The organism is Shewanella aegiceratis, from assembly GCF_019457495.1.
In the GTDB taxonomy this organism is placed as follows: domain Bacteria; phylum Pseudomonadota; class Gammaproteobacteria; order Enterobacterales; family Shewanellaceae; genus Shewanella; species Shewanella loihica.
Window position 1 is genome coordinate 2,827,519 of sequence record NZ_CP080416.1, and the last position, 20,409, is coordinate 2,847,927.

Annotated in this window: 17 protein-coding genes; 6 read left to right on the forward strand and 11 right to left on the reverse strand. The window is 55.0% G+C overall.

Annotated features, from left to right (window positions below):
- Positions 1-112: 112 nt before the first annotated feature.
- From K0H80_RS12470 to K0H80_RS12480, 3 genes are all read left to right on the forward strand, one after another.
- Positions 113-2,524, forward strand: coding sequence for a S8 family serine peptidase (locus tag K0H80_RS12470; RefSeq protein ID WP_220071789.1), 2,412 nt, complete (start codon positions 113-115; stop codon positions 2,522-2,524).
- A 99-nt stretch (positions 2,525-2,623) separates the two neighbouring features.
- Positions 2,624-2,974: a VF530 family protein gene (locus K0H80_RS12475; RefSeq protein ID WP_220073977.1), complete on the forward strand. Its 351-nt coding sequence runs from the start codon at positions 2,624-2,626 to the stop codon at positions 2,972-2,974.
- 144 nt (positions 2,975-3,118) lie between these two features.
- The gene (locus tag K0H80_RS12480; RefSeq protein WP_220071790.1) at positions 3,119-3,595 is read left to right on the forward strand and encodes a hypothetical protein; all 477 of its coding nucleotides are present in this window, start codon (positions 3,119-3,121) and stop codon (positions 3,593-3,595) included.
- A 126-nt stretch (positions 3,596-3,721) separates the two neighbouring features.
- On the opposite strand, the gene ribA is transcribed toward K0H80_RS12480, so the two are convergent.
- The 6 genes from ribA to rssA all read right to left on the reverse strand — a co-directional run bounded on the left by ribA (position 3,722) and on the right by rssA (position 9,911).
- On the reverse strand, positions 3,722-4,339 hold the full coding sequence (gene ribA / locus K0H80_RS12485; RefSeq protein WP_011866243.1) for a GTP cyclohydrolase II: 618 nt from the start codon (positions 4,337-4,339) through the stop codon (positions 3,722-3,724).
- A 234-nt stretch (positions 4,340-4,573) separates the two neighbouring features.
- Positions 4,574-4,930, reverse strand: a complete 357-nt coding sequence (locus tag K0H80_RS12490; protein ID WP_011866244.1) for a YibL family ribosome-associated protein — start codon at positions 4,928-4,930, stop codon at positions 4,574-4,576.
- A gap of 158 nt (positions 4,931-5,088) precedes the next feature.
- Positions 5,089-5,562: an anaerobic ribonucleoside-triphosphate reductase-activating protein gene (gene nrdG / locus K0H80_RS12495; RefSeq protein ID WP_220071791.1), complete on the reverse strand. Its 474-nt coding sequence runs from the start codon at positions 5,560-5,562 to the stop codon at positions 5,089-5,091.
- Between the two features lie 120 nt (positions 5,563-5,682).
- The gene (nrdD, locus tag K0H80_RS12500) at positions 5,683-7,800 is read right to left on the reverse strand and encodes an anaerobic ribonucleoside-triphosphate reductase (RefSeq protein WP_011866246.1); all 2,118 of its coding nucleotides are present in this window, start codon (positions 7,798-7,800) and stop codon (positions 5,683-5,685) included.
- A 250-nt stretch (positions 7,801-8,050) separates the two neighbouring features.
- The gene (locus K0H80_RS12505; RefSeq protein ID WP_220071792.1) at positions 8,051-8,758 is read right to left on the reverse strand and encodes a Rossmann-fold NAD(P)-binding domain-containing protein; all 708 of its coding nucleotides are present in this window, start codon (positions 8,756-8,758) and stop codon (positions 8,051-8,053) included.
- A gap of 205 nt (positions 8,759-8,963) precedes the next feature.
- Positions 8,964-9,911 carry a patatin-like phospholipase RssA gene (gene rssA / locus K0H80_RS12510; RefSeq protein WP_220071793.1) on the reverse strand — a complete coding sequence of 316 codons (948 nt, stop codon included), beginning with the start codon at positions 9,909-9,911 and terminating at the stop codon, positions 8,964-8,966.
- 253 nt (positions 9,912-10,164) lie between these two features.
- Between rssA and K0H80_RS12515 the strand changes: the two genes are divergently transcribed.
- From K0H80_RS12515 to K0H80_RS12525, 3 genes are all read left to right on the forward strand, one after another.
- Positions 10,165-11,508, forward strand: a complete 1,344-nt coding sequence (locus tag K0H80_RS12515) for a DEAD/DEAH box helicase (protein ID WP_220071794.1) — start codon at positions 10,165-10,167, stop codon at positions 11,506-11,508.
- A 337-nt stretch (positions 11,509-11,845) separates the two neighbouring features.
- Positions 11,846-12,286 carry a DUF3010 family protein gene (locus K0H80_RS12520; protein ID WP_011866250.1) on the forward strand — a complete coding sequence of 147 codons (441 nt, stop codon included), beginning with the start codon at positions 11,846-11,848 and terminating at the stop codon, positions 12,284-12,286.
- Between the two features lie 75 nt (positions 12,287-12,361).
- Positions 12,362-12,868 carry a M48 metallopeptidase family protein gene (locus K0H80_RS12525; RefSeq protein WP_220071795.1) on the forward strand — a complete coding sequence of 169 codons (507 nt, stop codon included), beginning with the start codon at positions 12,362-12,364 and terminating at the stop codon, positions 12,866-12,868.
- A 76-nt stretch (positions 12,869-12,944) separates the two neighbouring features.
- Here K0H80_RS12525 and K0H80_RS12530 read toward each other — a convergent pair whose 3' ends face one another.
- The 5 genes from K0H80_RS12530 to K0H80_RS12550 form a co-directional block, all read right to left on the reverse strand.
- Positions 12,945-14,201, reverse strand: a complete 1,257-nt coding sequence (locus K0H80_RS12530; RefSeq protein ID WP_258406249.1) for a peptidoglycan DD-metalloendopeptidase family protein — start codon at positions 14,199-14,201, stop codon at positions 12,945-12,947.
- A 246-nt stretch (positions 14,202-14,447) separates the two neighbouring features.
- Positions 14,448-17,504: an AAA family ATPase gene (locus K0H80_RS12535; protein ID WP_220071797.1), complete on the reverse strand. Its 3,057-nt coding sequence runs from the start codon at positions 17,502-17,504 to the stop codon at positions 14,448-14,450.
- Entirely contained in the window at positions 17,501-18,643 is a 1,143-nt protein-coding gene (locus tag K0H80_RS12540; protein ID WP_220071798.1) for an exonuclease SbcCD subunit D, read from the reverse strand. The genes K0H80_RS12535 and K0H80_RS12540 overlap by 4 nt, the downstream gene beginning before the upstream one ends.
- A 239-nt stretch (positions 18,644-18,882) precedes the next feature.
- Positions 18,883-19,743 (reverse strand): glutathione-dependent disulfide-bond oxidoreductase, encoded by an 861-nt coding sequence (yghU, locus tag K0H80_RS12545; RefSeq protein ID WP_220071799.1) that lies wholly within the window; start codon positions 19,741-19,743, stop codon positions 18,883-18,885.
- A gap of 243 nt (positions 19,744-19,986) precedes the next feature.
- Positions 19,987-20,334: a hypothetical protein gene (locus K0H80_RS12550; protein ID WP_220071800.1), complete on the reverse strand. Its 348-nt coding sequence runs from the start codon at positions 20,332-20,334 to the stop codon at positions 19,987-19,989.
- Between the last annotated feature and the right edge of the window lie 75 nt (positions 20,335-20,409).

A 20,409-nucleotide genomic window follows, 5' to 3' on the forward strand; every position in this document is an offset into this window, starting at 1 on the left:
AAATGTTTCATCAGCAGATAAATTCACTGTCGAGTAACGCATATGATGGCAGTCATGCTGCTATGCACTCCAATAATAATTATTAATTCTAACTTTTAAAATGGAAGACAATATGACAGTTAAAAAGACAACTGCGGTCGCTATGTCTTTGTCTGCGCTTGCCCTGGCAATTGCAGCAAACGTCAATGCGGCGCCTGCGAAAGGACTCCACCTTCAGGCAGAAAATGCTCGTATCAATCAAGCATCTCCCCTGCCTAAGCGCTATATCGTCAAGTTTAAGAATGCCCAGGCCGCCGCACAGGCCGATGCCAACAGCCTGAACGACTATCAACCAAGAGCCAACGAAGTCTTCTCTCAGCACAGAGCACTGAACAGCGTTAAGGCCAAGCAGATGAAGCGCATCGGTCGCTCAAACGCTTACTCGGCGCAGCTGGATAACAATGGCGTTAAGGCCCTGAAATTGCGCGCCGACGTTGATTATGTTGAAGAAGATATGCCGCGCCACCTGCTGAGTGAGACCACACCTTGGGGTCAAACCTTTGTGGGCGCCACCAGCCTGAGCGACAGCATGGCCGGCAACCGCACCATCTGTATCATCGACTCGGGTTACGATCGTAGCCACAGCGAGCTGAGCGGCAACAATGTCACAGGTACCAACAACTCAGGTACGGGTAACTGGTATGAGCCAGGCGCCCACAACGCTCACGGTACTCACGTAGCGGGCACCATAGCTGCAATTGCCAACAACGACGGCGTGGTCGGTGTGATGCCAAACCAGAACGCCAACATCCACGTAGTGAAAGTATTTAACTCAGATGGTTGGGGCTACTCATCATCTTTGGTTTCGGCGGTTGACACTTGTGTGGCCAACGGCGCGAACGTAGTGACCATGTCTTTGGGTGGCTCTCAGTCAACCACCACAGAGAAAAACGCCCTAGCCGCTCACGCCAACAATGGCGTGCTGCTGATCGCAGCGGCCGGTAACGACGGTAACAACACCCACAGCTACCCAGCATCATACGATGCGGTTATGTCTGTAGCTGCAGTTGATAACAACAAAGATCACGCGGCCTTCTCTCAGTACACCAACCAGGTGGAGATCTCTGGTCCAGGTGAAGCGATTCTTTCAACCGTTACACGCGGTGAAGGTCGTCTGGCTAACATCACCGCCGGTGGTCAGTCATACTTCGACAATGGCGTAGTGCCTCACAACCGCTATGTGAAAGACAGCAGCGGCAACTATGTTGGCACTCCTATCACAGGTTCTGTCACAGCCGAGCTGGCCGAGTGTAGCGTATCGGGCGGTGTCTTTAACTGTGGCGACATGACTGGCAAAGTCTGTCTGGTTGAGCGTGTTGGCAACCAAGGCGCCAGCTACCCAGAAATCGACGCGGTTAAGGCATGTAACAACGCCGGCGCACAGGCAGCTATCGTGTTCAGTAACACTGCGCTGCCAGGTCTGCAAAACCCCTTCCTGGTTGACACCAACAACGAAGCCCCAATGGTTTCTGTGTCTGTCGATCGCGCCACAGGTCAGGCACTACGTGCTCACCTAGGCACTAACGTCACAGTAGCCAACACTAGTGGTGAAGATTACGAGTACTACAATGGTACTTCTATGGCGACACCACACGTATCGGGTGTTGCAACCCTGGTGTGGAGCTACCACCCAGAGTGTAGCGCCGCTCAGGTGCGTGCTGCGCTAACAGCAACGGCTGAAGATCTCGACGTTGCCGGTCGCGACGACAAGACTGGTTACGGTCTGGTTAACGCGGTTGCCGCCAAAGAGTACCTAGATGCCTCTTGTAACGGCCCAACCGATCCAGGTACTGGCACAGGTGGTAACGTGCTGGAAAATGGCGTGGCTAAGACCAACCTGACTGGCGTGAAAGGCGACGAGCTACACTTCTCTATCGACGTACCAGCCGGTGCCAGCGATCTGAACTTCTCCATGAGCGGTGGTACTGGCGATGCTGACCTTTACGTTCAATATGGCGCGGCACCTACGCTGAGCAGCTACGACTGTCGTCCATGGAAAGGTGGCAACAGCGAGTCTTGCCCAGTGAGCACGCCACAGGCGGGTACCTACTATGTGATGGTTCAAGGTTATAGCGACTTTAGCGGTGTTAGCCTGACAGCCAGCTACACAGAGCAGAGCACTGGCGGTAACACAGGCGGCCCGGCCACCTATACCAACAACACCAGCTATGCGATCCCTGACAACAACACTGCGGGTATCAGCAGCCCAATCGATGTGACTCGCAGCGGCGACTCTGGCACGGTAACGGTAACAGTTAACATTACCCACACCTACATCGGCGATCTGCAGGTTGAACTGCACAGCCCAAGCGGTCAGGTAGCCGTGCTACATGACAACAGTGGCGGCAGTGCCGACAACATCATCAAGAGCTACACAGTCGACATGTCTGGCGTTGAATCTGCCGGCACCTGGACACTGAAGGCAGTTGATAGCGCCCGTCGCGACACAGGCACTATCGATGCGTGGCAGCTAAGCTTCCAATAATCGCATCATCAAGATAGGGGACCTCAGGGTCCCCTTTTTTATCGAAAACGCCTTGGATAAGCTGATATAATGGGCCAAATTTTTTACTCAGCTATCACCATGACTCAGGCGAATAACCCACTACACGGCATCAAACTCGAAGCCCTACTCACAGACCTCGTCGACCACTACGGCTGGGAAGAGCTTGGCAGACGTATCGACATACGCTGCTTTAACCACGACCCATCCATCAAATCCAGTCTCAAGTTCCTGCGTAAGACCCAGTGGGCCAGGGAAAAGGTGGAGCGCCTCTACCTCAAGATGATTGGCGAGCCTATCCCGGCGCACCTACGCGGCGATGCCAGTCGTCCTATAGATGCCCCCAAGCCTAAACGCACCACTGACGATGAGGCGGAAAGCTCAGGCACCAGCGGTGTCAACCAACATATTTGGGGCAAATCTGACGACTAAGCCAGGTGATTTCACCAGAAAATCGAGCCTCATCAGATTAATCCCATCAAAATCCGCTTAAGCTTCTTCCCTGCCTGCCGATACTAACGTCAGGCATACTTTTAATTGCATCTCTTTAATGAAGTAACAAGGAAGGTTAAGCAGATGAATGTTCACGGTATAAACGCCTTCGGCGCCCAAAGCCTGGGCCCTCAGAGCCTAAGCTCAGTCGATGTGCGCGATTCCAATGCGCCCGAGGCGGCTCAAAATCCAAGTCACCGAAACCAGAGTGAACAAACTCAGTCCAGCAGTGACAGAGTCAGCCTGTCTGAGGCCGGCAAGAAGGCCCTCGCCGATGCAGCCGGCAAGGCGCTGCACAACAGCGAAGCCGCCAAGACTGACAAGGCGCGCAAGACTGAGGAAGCAGAAGACGATGAAAACTTGTCTGATATCGACAAGAAGATCAAAGAATTAAAACAGAAACTCGAAGAGCTACAGCTAGAGCTTCAGGCCCTGCAGGGAGACGATTCTGAGGCGGCAGAGCTGGAGCGCAAGCAGATACAAGATCAGATAGCCATCACCACCAACCAGCTGATGGCCCTGCTTAAGGCCAAAGAGAAGCAGGTTCAACCCAGAGAATAGTATCTATAGAGGAAGAGTTGTCAGCATGTAGGCCGTGGCGACACATTAAGGTCACCACGGTGCTAACTCATATTTAGAAGTTATCCCAAAGCCTATACCGTGAACTTAGCCACGGCAAAAGCAGGATTAGTCTTGATGCTCTTCGGTGAAGTGATATTCAGACATCATGTGACCCAGCTCGGTCGACTTGGTCTTCAGATAGGCCTCGTTATAACGATTCTTACCCACCTGCAGTGGCACACGCTCGATAACCGCGATGCCAAGTTCCTTCATCGCCTTCACCTTGCGGGGATTATTGGTCATCAGCTTCACCTGCTGCACACCAATCTTCTCAAGCATGGGCTTGATCATGTCATATTTGCGCATATCGGCGGCAAAACCCAGACGCTCGTTGGCTTCCACCGTATTGGCGCCTTGATCCTGCAGCTCATAGGCACGGATCTTATTGAGAAGGCCTATACCACGGCCTTCCTGACGCAGATAGAGAATAAATCCCTGACCCGCCTCGGCGATATTTTGCATCGCGGTTTGTAGCTGAAAACCACAATCGCAGCGCAGACTGAACAGGGCATCGCCGGTCAGACACTCGGAGTGAATTCTGCCCAGAATGGGCTGGCTCGCATCTAACTCGCCAAAGGTGAGCGCCACATGTTCTTTGCCCGTCTCTGTATCTTCGAAACCATGCATGGCAAACACTCCCCAAGGGGTGGGAAGCTTTGAGGTGGCGACATACTTAATCGACATGAAATAACCTTTACAACTCGCTCTGTCTGAGATGCGAACGAAAAATGAAAACCAGGAGGAGAGACTCTCCCCTTTCTCAGACCGAGCATTCTATGTGTTTTTGCCTAACAGTGAAATACCCGAGTGATGAAATCGGTTATTGCTTCACCGCAACCGCTTTGGCTTATAAGGATACGCCCTGAGTGGCGGCAAGGCTATGAAGTCGCTCACGCCGCCATCAAAAACCTCTATGGCCTAGAAGGCCTTAGGCGCGTATCCAGTCACCTGAGTCAGTCCCATCTGGCGCCCAAGGGCCGTCATGGGATGCACAACGATCAAGCCCTTCACCGAACGCTTGAGCTTACCCATATCCGCCTGCTCGGCCTTGGTCAGCGCACGGCTAAAGGCAAGTTCGCTCACCTCTGTGCCGCGTTTGTTCAACTGACGGCTCTGCTGCTGTTTAACATGGGTAATTTGCTTAGTTACCGCATTGATCTCTTGCTTAAATTGCAAAATAACCGCCTGATCGCCACGCTTCTCTGCCGCATCTAATTTACGACGATACTTATCGAGACGATCGTTTAACTGCTGTAACTCTTGCTTTAAATTCATTAACTTGCCTTAAAAATCTCGCGAATATACAAATGCCACTCAGATAAAAATAGGCAGCATTTGCCAGTTTGGCGAACATTATACCACTAATGAGGAAGGTACGAACAAGTCATCCGGCATCGGCAGCGTCCTAGCCACAGCAGTATCTGCCGCTAATTTCAGCGTTTTTCGGTGAGATAGTGAATAACCTGATTGCTGCTCCCGCGAAACACCAGACTGGGATCGGCGAGCGACTGCTCAAACTTGCCATCCACCAGCACGTCCACATGGGCGATAACCGCTTGTTGGGCCGGGCTGAGTTCATCGAGTCTATAGCCAGTCCACAGCCAGATATCCTTGCCCCGGCACTCCTGCCTTACACGTTTAACTAAGGCCAAGATGACATCGAGATTACCCGGATGCAGCGGGTCGCCGCCAGAGAGCGACAGGCCGCGGCGCACAATGCGGGTATCATTGAGATCCTTAATCACCTGCTCAAGCATAGCCTCGTCGAACAGATGGCCCGATTCGGGATTCCAGGTCGATTGGTTGTAGCAGCCCCGGCACTGATGCTCGCAGCCCGAGACAAACAGGGTCGCCCTGGTGCCGGGTCCATTGACCACGTCGATGGGAAAATATTGATGATAGTTCATGTGCCCCTCATACAAAGATAGCAAGTGCCCCGGGGCGCCTTGCTATCTTCATCTTTTCTTTCACTTTCTACATTCACTTTGTGCCCGCAGCCGAAACTTAATGCTGCTTGGCTCAGCTCATTAGAGGTGCTTCACCCGGCGTTTAACTTCTTCCTGCTTACCATAGTTGAAGGGTCTTGCATCCGGGCTGCCCAGGTAGCCACACACCCTGCGGGTTACAGACACCCGGCTCGGCTCATGGTTGCCACACTTAGGACAGGTAAAGCCCTTACTGGTACAGCTAAACTCGCCGGTGAAGCCACAGTCGTAGCACTCATCAATCGGGGTGTTGGTACCATAGTAAGGCACCCGGCTGTAACTATAATCCCACACATCTTCCAGCGCCTCGATATTGTGCTGCATGTTAGGGTATTCGCCGTAGCAGATGAAGCCGCCACTGGTGAGTGCCGGATAGGGCTGCTCGAAATCCAACTTATCGTACGGATTCACCTTCTTCTCCACATCCAGGTGGAAGCTGTTGGTGTAATAGCCGCGATCTGTTACGCCGTCGATCACCCCAAAGGCCTCGGTATCCAGCTTGCAGAAGCGGCTACACAGGTTCTCGCTCGGCGTGCTGTAGAGGCTGAAGCCATAGCCCGACTCCTCGCGCCAACGCACGGTCGCCGCCTTGAGGTGTTCGATAATGGCAAGCGCCTTGCCGCGCAGGGCCTCGCTGTCATACACATGGGTCTCGCTGCCATAGAGGGCATTGATGGTCTCATGCAGGCCGATATAACCCAGGGAAATAGAGGCACGGCCATTCTTAAAGATGCCGCTGATCTCATCGTCGGCGCGCAGACGCACGCCACAGGCGCCTTCCATATAAAGAATTGGTGCGACCCTCGCCTTCACGCCTTGTAGACGCTCGATGCGCGTGTCCAGGGCGCGGCGGGCCACCGCCAGACGCTCATCCAGCAGCTGATAGAAACGCGTCTCGTCGCCCTTAGCCTCGATGGCGATTCGCGGCAGGTTCAGGCTGACCACACCAAGGTTGTTACGCCCTTCGTGCACCAGCTCGCCCTCCTCCTCGTAGGTACCGAGGAAGCTGCGACACCCCATAGGCGTCTTAAAGGAGCCGGTGACCTTTTCGACCTGCTCATAGTTGAGGATATCCGGGTACATGCGCATCGACGCACACTTGAGCGCCATCTGCTTGATATCATAGTTGCAGTCGCCCGCCTTGTGGTTGATGCCATCGCGAATGGCGAAGACCAGCTTAGGGAAGACCGCCGTCTTACGGTTCTTACCCAGGCCCGTCATGCGCACCTTCATCATGGATGACTGGATGAGGCGCGACTCCCAGGAGGTGCCCAGGCCGAAGCCGAAGGTGACAAAAGGCGTCTGGCCGTTGGCTGTGTGCAGGGTGTTGACCTCATACTCCAGCGACTGGAAGGCGTCGTGACACTCTTTCTCTGTCTGCGCCGTGGCAAAAGCCTTGGCATCTGTGATCCCCCAGGTCAGCGCGACCTGATAGTGCTTGTCATAACTCTTAGCAACGAAAGGCGCGAGCACCTCGTCGATACGGTTGATAGTGGTGCCGCCATAGATATGGCTGGCCACCTGAGCGATGATCTGCGCTGTAACCGCAGTCGCAGTCGAGATAGACTTAGGAGTCTCGATCTCGGCGTTGCCCATTTTGAAACCATGGGTCAACATGCCTGCCAAATCGATCAGCATACAGTTAAACATGGGGAAGAAAGGCGCATAGTCGAGATCGTGATAATGGATCTCACCCGACTCATGGGCCGCCACCACATCCTTAGGCAGAATATGGCGTGTGGCATAGTGTTTGGCCACAATGCCCGCCAGCAGATCACGCTGGGTGGGGATCACCTTGGAATCTTTGTTGGCGTTCTCGTTCAGCAGCGCCGCATTGCTCTGCTCGACCAAGCCACGGATCTCGCGGTTGAGACGGCTGCTCAACTCACGATGAATATCCCTGTCGTGGCGATACTCGATATAGACCCTGGCGAGTTGCTTATAGGGGCCTTCCATCAACTGATTTTCTACCGCATCTTGCAGGTCGTGAATATCCACCTGCTCGAGTTCGGCCACCGACTGGCGTACTTGTAAGGCCACCTCGGTGGCATAGGCAACATCATCAATACCTGCCGAACTTGCTGCAGCAACCACTGCATCTCGAATCCTTGTTTCGTCAAAAGGCGTGCGGTAACCATCCCGCTTAATAACCACTGGCATTGTTCAATATCTCCTCAAGTAACGGCCAAATTAACACCATATATAGTGTTAATATAGACGATGAACACAATATGTAGCGCATTAAGCTACAAGTTAGGCTCAAGTACCTTGATCCAGATCATTAATTTGCGGATGGAATTTTGTGACACAAGATTACTGCCAACTGGGCCACTTATCGTTAAAACTTGCCTTGACCCAGTCGGCAAAGGGAGCTAGATGCGGGATAAAAATGGGACAAGCTGTGAATAAATTACGTAATTCGTTTAGATAGTGCCAGATAACGCTGTAATTGCCCGGAAGCCTGTTGCGAACTTCCCGATGCGGCGGCCAATTGCATGGTGGATTTAAGCGCCTGCCACATCTCCTTGTCTCTGCTCGCCAGACCGTTATCGCCCTGTACAAACACCGACAGCTGGGCCGATACCCGCGCCGCCTTCTGGTTCAAACCCTGACTGTCGAGGCTGTCCATCTGCTTAAGCACAGACTCGGCGTCATCGAGCATGGCGATCATCACGCTATCGGGATTACTCTCCTTGAGCTGCTCGCGCTGGCTGGCGATAAAATCAAGCAGTGACGGCTGCGCCCCATCGCCCCTTGGGATCTCAAAGCCCGCCTGACTCAGGCGATTAAGCTGACTTTCTGACAAGATGCCGTCCTGATGCAGACGCTGAATTAACTTGGGAATATCGCCGATGCCAAACTGCCCCTTGGAGAAGAAGTCTTTGGCCATCGCCTCTATCTTCTGCGCCCGCTCGGCCCTTGGCGAGAGAAATACCGCCTCTTGGGGGATATCTGGTCCTGTCGTTTGCACCTTGGAGCCTTGATTTGACAGGGTCACCTTGTCGCTGGCCGATGATCCGTCGACATTACGTGTGTCCTGACCCTGTGTTTCTTGGCCATAGCTGTTGGCGATCAGATTGGCTTGTGAACCATTAATGGCCTGGCTAATTGAATTCATTGTCAATTTTTCGACTACTGCAGAGAAATATCCCTACAAGCAGCAAAAACCAGGCCAAAGACCTAGCCAGAGCTCCTAAAGAGACAAGCCTTAGGGAATGTTAGCCGTTTATTTAAACAACTCCTGTTTATAAGGACTGACGCCTAAGGGCTAACAACTACGCAGTCACGCCTAAAGACTATTACTTAGACTATTACTTAGGCTATCAGTGACGCTCCAGCTCATCGATACGGGCGCGGATGATATGAGCCACCTGTTTTACAGCCTCCTGTCCCGCCTCGATAGCCTCGCCAGCGCGGTGAAACTCCATGGTGCCTATCTCCATCACGTTAGGGGTGATCAGGATATCCGGTGGATCCCCCATCAGGCGCACCCGCTTGTGGCGCTGCTCCAGGATATCCATCGACTGAGACATCACAGCCAACATGCCTGGCTCGCTGCGATTGCCGAGGGAAAACTTATCGGTCAGGCCGCTGACATAATCCCGTCCCCGGGCCAAGAGATCCATGAAGCCGCTCTCCAGCTCCTTCTCGGCTTTCACCTGCTCTGCTTGGCTCGCCTTCACGTCGGAAGAGATGGCCACAGGCAGCTGCTGATGGCGGGTCTTCCTGTGGGCGTTAAGATCCACGGCAATCACCAAGTCGACGCCCATGGCCCGGCTTACCGATACGGGCACAGGGTTAACCACGGCGCCATCCACCAGCCAGCGCTCGCCAATGCGCGCCGGCGGTAAGATCCCCGGCATAGAGCAGGAGGCTCGCACCGCATGACGCAGGCTACCCTGCTTAAACCAGATCTCCTGGCCGGTATAAAGGTCGGTCGCCACCGCGGCAAAGGGCATCTGCATCTGCTCGATATCCAGGTTGCCGATATGCTGCTGCATCACGTCGAACACCTTCTCGCCGCCAATCAGCCCGCCCTTGCGCCAGCTCAGATCCATCAGGCCCAACACATCCCAGCTGGAAAAGCTGGTCACCCAAGCCTCTAGATCGTTAAGGTTATCTTGCGCATAGGCGGCGCCCACCACGGCGCCGATAGAACAGCCGGCCACCTTGTTGGGGAAGACTCCCATGTTCGCCAGCTCGTTTAGCACACCTATGTGGGCCCATCCCTTCGCCGCACCACTGCCCAGTGCAATGCCGATATTCGCCATCTTCTCTGTTTCTCTCCCCGGGACGCGAGCCACTTAAGTTAGTCACTTAAGTAAGTCACTTGAGCAAGCCGCGTCTTATTGTCTTTAGCTTTCATCATAAGCCAAACCATGACGCCGCACAGCCTATAGCGGAAAAAAATTAATCTAAGCGCTGCGCCTTAGCATTGACTGGCGACGAGCCAGCGCGCAAGTCATGGCTGAATCGCTCACAGCGATGTATAATGCGCCCCTATCTATATTTCGGAGCACAGCATTGCAATTTTCAGATTTTTCACTCGATAAACGTCTACTGACCAGCCTTGAACACATGGGCATCGACACGCCGACCGAGATCCAAACGCAATCGATACCCGTAGGCTTATCGGGAAGAGATCTTATGGCATCGTCTAAGACGGGCTCGGGCAAGACCCTGGCCTTCCTGTTGCCAGCAATGCAGCGTGTCATCGCCACCAAGGCGCTAAGCAAGCGCGATCCCAGGGTGTTGATCCTGCTGCCGACCCGAGAGTTGGCCACCCAGGTCTACAGTCAACTGCGTCTGTTAGTCGCCAACACCCAATACAAGGCGATCAAGATCCTCGGCGGCGAGAACTTTAACGATCAGGCCAAGGCCCTGGCGAGAGACCCCCACTTCGTGGTCGCAACCCCTGGCCGTCTGGCGGATCATTTGGCTCAGCGTCACCTGTTCCTCAACGGACTCGAGCTGCTTATCTTAGATGAGGCCGACCGCATGCTGGATCTTGGCTTCGCCGAGCAGCTCAGGGCCATCAACCAGGCCGCCGATCACAAGCGTCGCCAGACCCTGATGTTCTCGGCAACCTTAGATCACGGCCAGATCAACGAGATTGCCGCCGAGCTGCTCAAGGAGCCGGAGCATGTTGCCATAGGCGCCTCTCATGTGGAGAACCAGGATATCGCCCAGAAGATCTACCTGTGCGACAACCTGAGCCACAAGGAGCAGCTGCTCACCCGCCTGCTACAGCTTGAGCCCCACAAGCAGGTGATCATCTTCACCGCCACCCGTGGCGATACCGACCGCCTGGCCGGCGTGCTGGCCGAACAGGGCTTTAGCACCAGCTCCCTCAGCGGCGAGTTGAAACAGGCGGCGCGTAACCAGATCATGGACCAATTCAGCCGCGGTCAGCAGCAGATATTGGTCACCACTGACGTGGCCTCCCGCGGCTTGGATCTGCTTAACGTATCCTTGGTGATCAACTTCGACATGCCAAAGTTTGCCGAAGAGTATATTCACCGCATCGGTCGTACCGGCCGCGCCGGCGCCAAGGGCGATGCTATCTCCCTGGTAGGCCCGAAAGACTGGGTCAACTTCAAGCAGGTACAAAACTTCCTGCGTAAAAGCTTTGAGTTCAGCGAGCTGGAGGAGTTGGCGCCTAAGTTTAAGGGGCTAAAAGACAAGCCGAGCCAGGAGAAGCGCCAAGGTAAGCAGCAGGCGAAACCTAAGGCCAAGAAGGCTAAAGCCGCCAGCAGCGCCAAGCCGACGAAGCCGCGAGATAAGCGCTTCATCACAGGCGTCGATGTAGGCGATGCGCCTATGCTTAGAAAGCCCAAGGCAAAACTGCAGGATACGCCTGAAGATTAACGCCTGGCCCCGAGCCAAAAACCTATGATTTGCGGTCACTTAGCGGGCACTTAGCGGTCACTTAGCGGTCCCAAAGTATTCACTGAGGGCCGCTTTTTATTGCCCGTTTTACCTCTTGTCTATCTGCTCTCTACTGTTCTGTACCCGTTCTGCATCTATTCTGTATTTGTTCTACATCTCCCGACGCCAATCGTGTCGGGCGGTTATCTATGGCACATGTCACCATATTTAAATCAAGCGGCAGACGATAGCGGCGATTTTCACCTAACAACTAGTGCTCAATCGGACCAATTAAGGTTACAATAGCCGCCATTGATTTTTTTATATTAGGGTTATCATGAGAGTTTGTGGCGTTGAGTTAAAAGGTGGCGAAGCCATCATCTGTTTGTTGAGCTATGAGGGTGAGACCTTTAACATCCCAGATTGCCGTTCTCGCTCACTGACCATCTCTAATTCGGCCAGCACTGAGTCGATCAAAGAGTTCCACTTCGCCTTCAGCAAGCTGATGCAAGACTACAAGGTCGATCAGGTCGCCATCATAGAGCGCGAGCAGAAAGGTAAACTAGCGGGCAGCGCCACCAGCTTCAAGATGGAAGCGGCGATTCAGCTTTGCGGCCTGCCGGTGCAGCTGATCTCACCGGTCAACATCAAGGAACAGCTCAAGCGCAATCCACCTATGGTGGATTTCGAAGGACTGGATCTCAAGCGTTTCCAAAAGAGCGCCTTCGAGGTCGCCTACTGCTACCAAAACAAGTGCATCTTCGCCAAGAAAGATTAAGCCTGTTGCCGGGCGCATCCCGCCCGGCATTATCTAATCGCGTCATCTCAGCCGTCATCCACTAGGCTTTCGCTTATGTCATCACTGCCCTATCTGCAAGGCTATCGGCCCGAGCTTATCAGCCAGGTCAACGAACTGATCGAGACCAATCGACTGAGAAGTGTCCTCGAACGCCGCTACCCAGACAGTCACACAATCCGCAGCGACAAGGCCCTGTACGACTACACCATGGCGCTGAAGAACCGCTATCTCAAGAAGTCTTCGCCCCTGAGTAAGGTGATCTTTGACGATAAGATCACTCTCAAGAAGCAGGCCCTGGGATTGCACAGCTATGTCGCCAAGAATCACGGCGGCAAGACCAAGTCGAAGAATGAGATCCGCATCGCCGCGCACCTCAAGGAGGTGCCCGAGCCCCTGCTGCGTATGGTGGTGGTACATGAGTTGGCGCATCTTAAAGAGAAGGATCACAACAAGGCCTTCTATCAGCTCTGCTGCCATATGCTGGGTGACTACCATCAGCTGGAATTTGACCTGCGGCTATGGCTTACCATGCTGGATCTCGAGGCCCAAGAGAAAGCCTGACCATAAAAAAACGCCACATCATGTGGCGTTTTTTATATTCGATAAACAGTTATATCAATCGGTATTAATTAGCTTTTTAGCTTTGGCCCATCATCATCTGACGCACCTTGACCAGCTGAGCAAACTCGCCCATCTGCTTCTTCGACAGCTTACTCGCCATAGGAATATCCGCCTTCATAGGATCCACGGGGCGGCCATTGATATGAAACTCATAGTGCAGATGTGGCCCTGTGATGCGGCCCGTCTTACCCGACAGGGCAATCACCTGACCTCGAGACACCCTCTGTCCCTTGTGCACCAAGGCTTTGGAGAGATGCAGATAACGGGTACGGTACTTGTTGCCGTGGTCGATCACCACATATTTACCCGCATATCTATGGTCGGTCACCAAAGAGACTATGCCATCACCAGGGGCTACCACCTTAGTGCCAATCGGCGTGGCGAAATCAGTGCCGTTATGGGGCGCGGTGCGACCCGTGACCGGATGGTGACGATGACGATTGAAGCGCGAGCTGACACGGTAGTTCTTCTGCAGCGGCACACGCTGGAAGGCCCTTGCCAGGCTGCGGCCCTGTTCGTCATAGAAGTTGCCGTCGCTATTCTGGTAGGCGTTGATCGTACTGCGGCCACGTTCTATGGTGATGGCGAGAATGTCGCTGTTACCCGTCACCTCACCGTCGATATATTGATCGCTCTTAAGCACAGAGAATCGGTCGCCCGCGCGCAGATCCCGGGCAAAATTCAGCTTCTCTTTCAGCAGAGACTCGATACGCTGGATCTCACCGGCATTCAGGCCGATACGCTGAGCCGACAGATAGAAGGAGCCCTGGATCTCACCGCTTAAGGCCCTGTCCTGCCAGATCCCCTCAATATTGATCTCATCGACGCTGAATCCCCCCTCCTCGTAACGGCTAAACACCACCTGGCGCGCCGCATTGAAGTAGAGTTCGAGTTTCTCCAGCTGACCCGAATCATCGAGCCAGAAACGTATGATGTTGCCGGGTTTTAAGGTATCGAGGGCCAGGATATTCAGATCCGCCTCCAACACCTTGTACATGGTCTGCTGATCCACATTGGCCTCGACAAACAAGCCGCTGAGGGTATCGCCGGACACTATGGTCTTAACAAAATCGGCATGAGACAGGGTTTCGACCGCTTCGTCGCCCAGGTGCAGGTTAGTCACCAGAGACTCAATATCCAACGCCACCGGAATGCGTTGTGGCAGGGCCTGTTTCTGGCTTGGCCAAAGCAGCGCCGCGCCCACGACCAGCCCGGCCGCCAATAAGATCTTCTTGTGGGGCGAGGGTAACGCCATGATACGGGATTGAGACATGCTCAAAAAAGAAATTTTACCTGCGCGCAACCTGTGCCTCATTTTTCATTATTATGCTTATCATTAGACCCCAAAACCCCATAAAACATGGGGTCGATGCCAAGTTATATCAAAAATAGCGGCATTTACAAACCGATCAACAACACAATTTAATGGAATAAACAGAGGTTTTTGGCGACCAAACAGACAAAAAAACTAAAAAGGTGCTGAAAATCCCACTGATATCAGCACCCTTCTTAATCCAGCTTAAGGTAAAACTAATTTAATCTCGCTACCTTCGGCACTCTTAAGGATATCGATGCGGCTAGCGATCTGCTCCTTCATCTCGGTCACGTGGGAGATCACCCCCACCATGCGACCGGCCGATTGCAGATCCATCAGGGTTCTGATGGCCAGCTCGAGAGAATCCTGATCCAGGCTACCGAAGCCCTCGTCGATAAACAGGGTGTCGAGCTTAATGCCGCCAGCATAGGCCTGCACCACATCCGACAGGCCAAGGGCCATGGACAGAGCCGCCATAAAGCTTTCGCCGCCACTCAGGGTCGCCACTGAACGCACCTTGGCGGTGTAAGCATCTTCCACCTCCAGCTCAAGGCCAGAGGCCTTGTTACCCTTGGCCCTCTCCTCCTTGCGCAGCAAGCGATAGCGCCCCTTACTCATCAGCTGCAACCTGTGGCTGGCTTCCAGCAAGACATCGTCCAGCAATACGCTCAGCACGAAACGTTGCAGGCTTATCTTGTTACCCGTGTTGCCATTGGCCACATCGGCCAGGGTGCCGACCACGGCGTATTGCTGCTCGAGAGCGCCGGCCTTAAGATCCAGCGCCTTGAGCTGCTCCTGGGTTTGACTTAGCTGAGCCGCCCTGGCGCTCACCTTTTGCCACTGAGCCAAGGTCTGCTGCATCACCTGCTCGGCGTCCATTTTTTGCTGCTCGAGCGCACTCATATCCGGCGCCTCACAACCGGCTAAGGCCTCTTGGAGCTGAGACAGGTTGGCCTGATGAGTGATAAGCGCCTGCTCGAACGCCTTAATCTGATTGGACAGCTCGGCCTGCTCGGCCTCGGTCAGGCTGGCCTGCTCGAAGGCGGCAACGCTTTCAAATTCCGAAGCCGCTAGCGCCTGTTGGAAACTCAGGCTCTCCTGCTCGGCTAGAGCATTCACCTCACCAAGACGGCGGCTCGCCGCCTCCAGCGAGGCCTTGGCCGCCGCACTATCCTGCTCCGCCTTGGCATGGGCCACCCTCACCGATTGCTGGCGCGACTTAAGCTCATCGATAGTCTTGGTAAGATCGGCGATGGCCGCGCCGAGCGTAGTCATGTCACTAAAGCCCTGTGGAATGACCGCACTTATCTGCTGATACTGCCCCTTGTCGCTGGCCAGCTGCTCGGCCAGTTTGCCGTAGTGGGCACGCGCCTCATCCAGCACGGTTTGTAGCTCTCGTCCCTGGCGCTCGCTGCGCTCAAGCTGAGTCTCTAACTGGGCAAGTGATTGCTGCGCCGCCTTGGCCCGCTCGAACCCGTCGCTGAGCTCTGCAAGTCGCGCCTGATGCTCATCAAACGACAAACCCGCCGCCTCGCCAAGCTCCTCTTGTAGCTGAGATGCACTTAGCTGCAGGCTCGAAAGGGATTGCTGGAGCAGCTTATACTCGCTTCTGGCCTGATGCAGCAGATTAAGCGCGTCGCTCTCTCGCTGCTTGGCCTGGGCCAGCGCCTCGTCGCTCGGCAGGTCAAACTCGCCCATGGCAGGCTCTGGGTGTTCCAGGCTGCCACAGACGGGGCAAGGCTCGCCCGGTGATAACTCTGCCGCCAGGCGCGCGGCCTGACCGCGATGCCAACTAAGCTCCAGACGCTTATGGGCATCGATCGCCTGCTGGTGCTTTTCGGCAAGCTCACTGCCAGCTGTCTTAGCCGCCGTTAACTTCTGCTCGAGCGCCGTTATTTCCAGCCCCTGCTGCTGCCAGCGCTCAAACACCTTGAGCTGGGCACGACCGTCGCTCAGAGATTGTTGCAACGCGAGCTGCGGCTCGGCGTCACGTTTAAGGGTCTCGCGGCGACTCACCATCTCCTGCCGGGCCTGATTAAGCTCGTCTAGCTGCTTGGCGCTCTGCTTACCACTGGTCTCGGCTGCCTGCATCTTGGCCTGACCATCGGCGAGTCGCTGGTTCAGTTGATTAAGCAGTTCAAGCTGAGGCGCTAGAGCCTCGAGCTGGGTCAGGCGCTGCTGCTGGCTCAATTGCTCTTGCTCGAGCGCGCCCAGCTGCTCGAATGCCTGCTGGCTCTGATTCAATGCCTGCTCGGCGCTTGCTTGAATCTGCTGACACTCACCTAAGTGCTGGCTTGCCGAGCGCTGCTCGCCGAGGCGGGACTGCATCGCCCGGTAAAGGGGGCTTAGGCTATTGGCTCGACCGGCCGCCTGCAGTCTTTGTTGCCACAAAGTCGCCTCAAGCTGGCGAGCCTTGAGCCCCTCGCCCTCGCTTTGCAGCGCCTGCAGGCGATTGAAATCGCTCTGCAGCTTCTGGCCCTTGTCCAGATTCTGATTGGCGGTCAGCAGCGTATGCTCGGCTTGCTGCTTTTGCGCTTGGGCAAGTTCCAGCTCGGGAGCAATGAGTGCCTGCTCATCGATAAGTGCCTGATCGCTCTCAAGCGAAGCGCCCTCCAGAATACCACCACGGCGATTGCGCATCGCCTCGACGTCTCGGCGGATCCCGGCCGCCTGCTGCTTGAGGCGCTCCTCGATGCGGCGATAGATATGGGTCTGAAACAGCTGGCTGAAGATCTTCTCCCTGGCCTTGGAGTCGGCCATCAAGAGCTCGCGAAACTTGCCCTGGGGCAGCACCATCACCTGACGAAACTGATCCACATCCAGGCCAGTCAGCTGCTCTATCTGCGCGGTGGCGTCAGACACCTTGGCTGCCACCAGCAGGGTCTCGCTGCCATCCGTGTCGACGCGAGACAGCTGCGCCTCGCTCTTTTGCAGCGTCACCCCATCACCACTCTTCTTGGCCCTTGGCTGCTCGGGCACGCGGCGAATGAGATAACGCGTGCTGCCCAGCTCAAACTCGAAGCTGACCTGAGTCAGCCTCTGCTCATCGGCCATGTCGCAGCGCATCTGGGTACCTTCGCGCTCATCCCCTGTGGTCTTGCCATAGAGGGCGAAACAGATAGCATCGAGAATCGTCGTCTTACCCGCCCCCGTGGGGCCGTTGATTAGAAACAGCGGGTTACTGCCCAGGGCGGCAAAATCTATGGTCTGCTCGTCGGCGAAGGGGCCGAAGGCGGTCATGGTCAGTCGCAGTGGTCTCATTGCGCCGCCTCCCCTTTGTGCAGCTCATCCAGGGTCTGGGTGATCAGCTCAAGCTGCGCCTCGTTAAGTGGATCGCCGGAGACCTGTGTGAAGAAATCTTTAAACATCTCGAGCTCACCTTTCTTGATGTGATCCGAGGCGATGGCCAGCTGCTGGCTATTGGCCATCAGGCCGGTGCGCTCCAGATGCAGCACGTTGGGATAGACGCTTCTGAGCTTGCCCATGGCATCTAAGATGGCGTGTTTATCCAGCAGACGCACCATCAGATAATCCTCTCGGCCGGGATCTTTTACCCCTTGCTGCAACAAGTCATCGAGCGCGCCCTCTATGATACGCACATCGCGAAGTGGGCTGAGCGGCAGCAGTGTCATGACAGCCTGGCTGTCTGCCGTGAGCTCCACCAGGGTAACCGACTTGTTCTGATGCTGCTCGCTAAAGGAGTATTTGAGGATGGAGCCAGAGTAGCGAACCTGCTCCGCCCCCTTGTATTGCGGGCCATGGAGATGGCCCAGGGCCGTATAGTCGAAGGGCACGAAATGCTTAGGCGAGATCTTGTCCGCGCCGCCGATACTCAGTGGTCGCTCTGAGTCCGATTCGCTGCCGCCGTCGAGGAAACAGTGGCCTATCACCACCTTAGGCAATCCCTGACTGTCATGGTCCTGCACCTGCTTGAGCAGCTCGACCATCGCCTCCTCATGACTGCTGGCCTCGCATTCCAGTTGCTGTCTGACGGTGGCGGGCTCGGCATAGGGCAGCGGATAAAAAACAGCATCGCCGCTGCCTGAGCTTAATCTTATGGGGCTCACCTTGGGCGCCAAGGGACCTATGATGTGCAGGCCGCTGGCCTGCATCTGGCGTGCGGCAAACCCCAGCCTTTCATGGCCGTCATGGTTACCGGCGATCATGATGATGTCGATCCCAAGGGCGATAAATTCGTTGAGCACCTCATCGAGCAGGGCCACAGCGTTGGCCGGCGGCACGGAGCGATCATAGATATCACCGGCGACAATCAGGGCATCGACCTCATGGGTCTTAGCCAGGGAGACTATCTGATCGAGCACATGACGCTGATCGTCCAGCAGGCTCTGATTGTGCAGCTGACGGCCGATATGCCAGTCTGAGGTATGAATAAATTTCATCTTTTCTCGTTTAAAAATGAGGAGGATAGGAAGAGAAGCTCTGCAGGCTATAGTAAGAAATGTCACCCCATTAGGCAATGCGCTGCCCAAGGCTTTGTGAAAGCGGCTTAGCAGCTGCTCAGTATTAGGCCCAAACCTGCCCTGCCAAAAACTCTTGGCCAGCGTTTTATTTCGTCTAAATAAAAAAGACCCACCTTAACGGGTGGGCCTTCTCTGTTTACAAAGCTTTTACGCAAAAGCTATTTTTCCGGCGTCAACGTCAGCACGGCGTCGATATCATCAGCGCTGTGACGCTCGGCCAGCAGCTCCCAAGGTTCACCCCAGGTGCGATTGACGATGCGACCGCGCTTCACCGCGTCCCGCGCGGCGATCTGCTCGGCCCAGCGCTTGAGATGCAGATAGCTGTCGACGTCGAGGAACTCAGCGGCGTCATAGGCATGACCCAGCACCAGATTGCCATACCAGGGCCAGATCGCCATGTCGGCGATGGAGTAGTTGTCCCCGGCGATATAAGTGTGCTCGGCCAGCTGCTTGTCCAGCAGATCCAGCTGACGCTTCACCTCCATGGAGAACCGATTGATAGGATACTCAAACTTTTCCGGCGCATAGGCGTAGAAATGGCCGAAGCCACCGCCGAGATAGGGCGCCGCGCCCTGCAGCCAGAAGAGCCAGTTGAGTACCTGAGTGCGCTCATGACCAGTCGCTGGCAGGAAATGGCCATACTTCTCAGCCAGGTGGAGCAAGATTGCACCAGACTCGAACACATTAACCTCGGTGTCACCCGTCTTATCCATTAAGGCGGGGATCTTAGAGTTGGGGTTGACCGCCACGAAGCCGCTGGAGAACTGCTCGCCCTCCCCTATCTGAATAAGATGCGCGTCATACTCGGCATCCGCGCCGAGGGCGAGAAGCTCCTCGAGCATAATGGTGACCTTCTGGCCATTAGGTGTCGCCAGAGAATAGAGCTGCAAGCCATGCTCGCCCTGGGGCAGTTTGGCCTCATGACGGGCGCCCGCCGTGGGGCGATTGATGCTGGCCCAGGTACCGCCATTTTCGCTGTCCATGGTCCACACTTTCGGGGGAATATAGGTTTCAGACATACTGCTTCCTTTATCTTATTAGTTGGTGTCGCGATCAATAGTGTCGTCGCGCCATGCCCGCTGGGGACATACTCTGTCCTGGAGTGATCTCGGGGCGTATGCTGACAATTTAAACCCTTGTGGGGTCAATTGGATAGAACCTTTGGCTATAGAGCCAACTGAATTGGCATGAAAGAAAATCGCCATTCGCCGCAAGGCCACAACTGACAGGCGTTCGCTCAATAAAAGGCGTTTCAGACTGACTTAATCCGAATCCGCATCAGCATCCGACTCGCCGGCCTGTTTGGCCTGATATCTTTCTAAGATCCCGCTGCGGGCAAGTCCGCGATGCACATTGCGGCACAGCTTGGCGAAGCGGCTCACCTCACCGAGTAGTGGCGTATCCCCCTGCTGTATGGCGCTTTCCCAATAGCGCATCTCGCTGTCTACCAGCTCGAGTAACTTCTTGGGGCAACCGATACAGGAACCCTGAGGGCCACAGACGAAGGTCTCGGGCTCATTGAGCGGCATCGTCTGTTTGACCTGATCGATCAGCTGTAACATGGCGGTGGTGCTATCAGGCTTGCGCGTCACGGGCGTTGAAATCTCCATCGAATCTGACGAAAAATAAGACGGCTATATTACCTTTCCCTGAGATAACAAAACAGGACCTGGATCATAGCGCCC

Bases quoted from the DNA above. Each gene is read 5' to 3' on its own strand.
- K0H80_RS12470 (WP_220071789.1), top strand. From the start codon at position 113: ATGACAGTTAAAAAGACAACTGCGGTCGCTATGTCTTTGTCTGCGCTT.
- K0H80_RS12475 (WP_220073977.1), top strand. From the start codon at position 2,624: ATGACTCAGGCGAATAACCCACTACACGGCATCAAACTCGAAGCCCTA.
- K0H80_RS12480 (WP_220071790.1), top strand. From the start codon at position 3,119: ATGAATGTTCACGGTATAAACGCCTTCGGCGCCCAAAGCCTGGGCCCT.
- ribA (WP_011866243.1), bottom strand. From the start codon at position 4,339: ATGTCGATTAAGTATGTCGCCACCTCAAAGCTTCCCACCCCTTGGGGA.
- K0H80_RS12490 (WP_011866244.1), bottom strand. From the start codon at position 4,930: ATGAATTTAAAGCAAGAGTTACAGCAGTTAAACGATCGTCTCGATAAG.
- nrdG (WP_220071791.1), bottom strand. From the start codon at position 5,562: ATGAACTATCATCAATATTTTCCCATCGACGTGGTCAATGGACCCGGC.
- nrdD (WP_011866246.1), bottom strand. From the start codon at position 7,800: ATGCCAGTGGTTATTAAGCGGGATGGTTACCGCACGCCTTTTGACGAA.
- K0H80_RS12505 (WP_220071792.1), bottom strand. From the start codon at position 8,758: ATGAATTCAATTAGCCAGGCCATTAATGGTTCACAAGCCAATCTGATC.
- rssA (WP_220071793.1), bottom strand. From the start codon at position 9,911: ATGGCGAATATCGGCATTGCACTGGGCAGTGGTGCGGCGAAGGGATGG.
- K0H80_RS12520 (WP_011866250.1), top strand. From the start codon at position 11,846: ATGAGAGTTTGTGGCGTTGAGTTAAAAGGTGGCGAAGCCATCATCTGT.
- K0H80_RS12525 (WP_220071795.1), top strand. From the start codon at position 12,362: ATGTCATCACTGCCCTATCTGCAAGGCTATCGGCCCGAGCTTATCAGC.
- K0H80_RS12530 (WP_258406249.1), bottom strand. From the start codon at position 14,201: ATGTCTCAATCCCGTATCATGGCGTTACCCTCGCCCCACAAGAAGATC.
- K0H80_RS12535 (WP_220071797.1), bottom strand. From the start codon at position 17,504: ATGAGACCACTGCGACTGACCATGACCGCCTTCGGCCCCTTCGCCGAC.
- K0H80_RS12540 (WP_220071798.1), bottom strand. From the start codon at position 18,643: ATGAAATTTATTCATACCTCAGACTGGCATATCGGCCGTCAGCTGCAC.
- yghU (WP_220071799.1), bottom strand. From the start codon at position 19,743: ATGTCTGAAACCTATATTCCCCCGAAAGTGTGGACCATGGACAGCGAA.
- K0H80_RS12550 (WP_220071800.1), bottom strand. From the start codon at position 20,334: ATGGAGATTTCAACGCCCGTGACGCGCAAGCCTGATAGCACCACCGCC.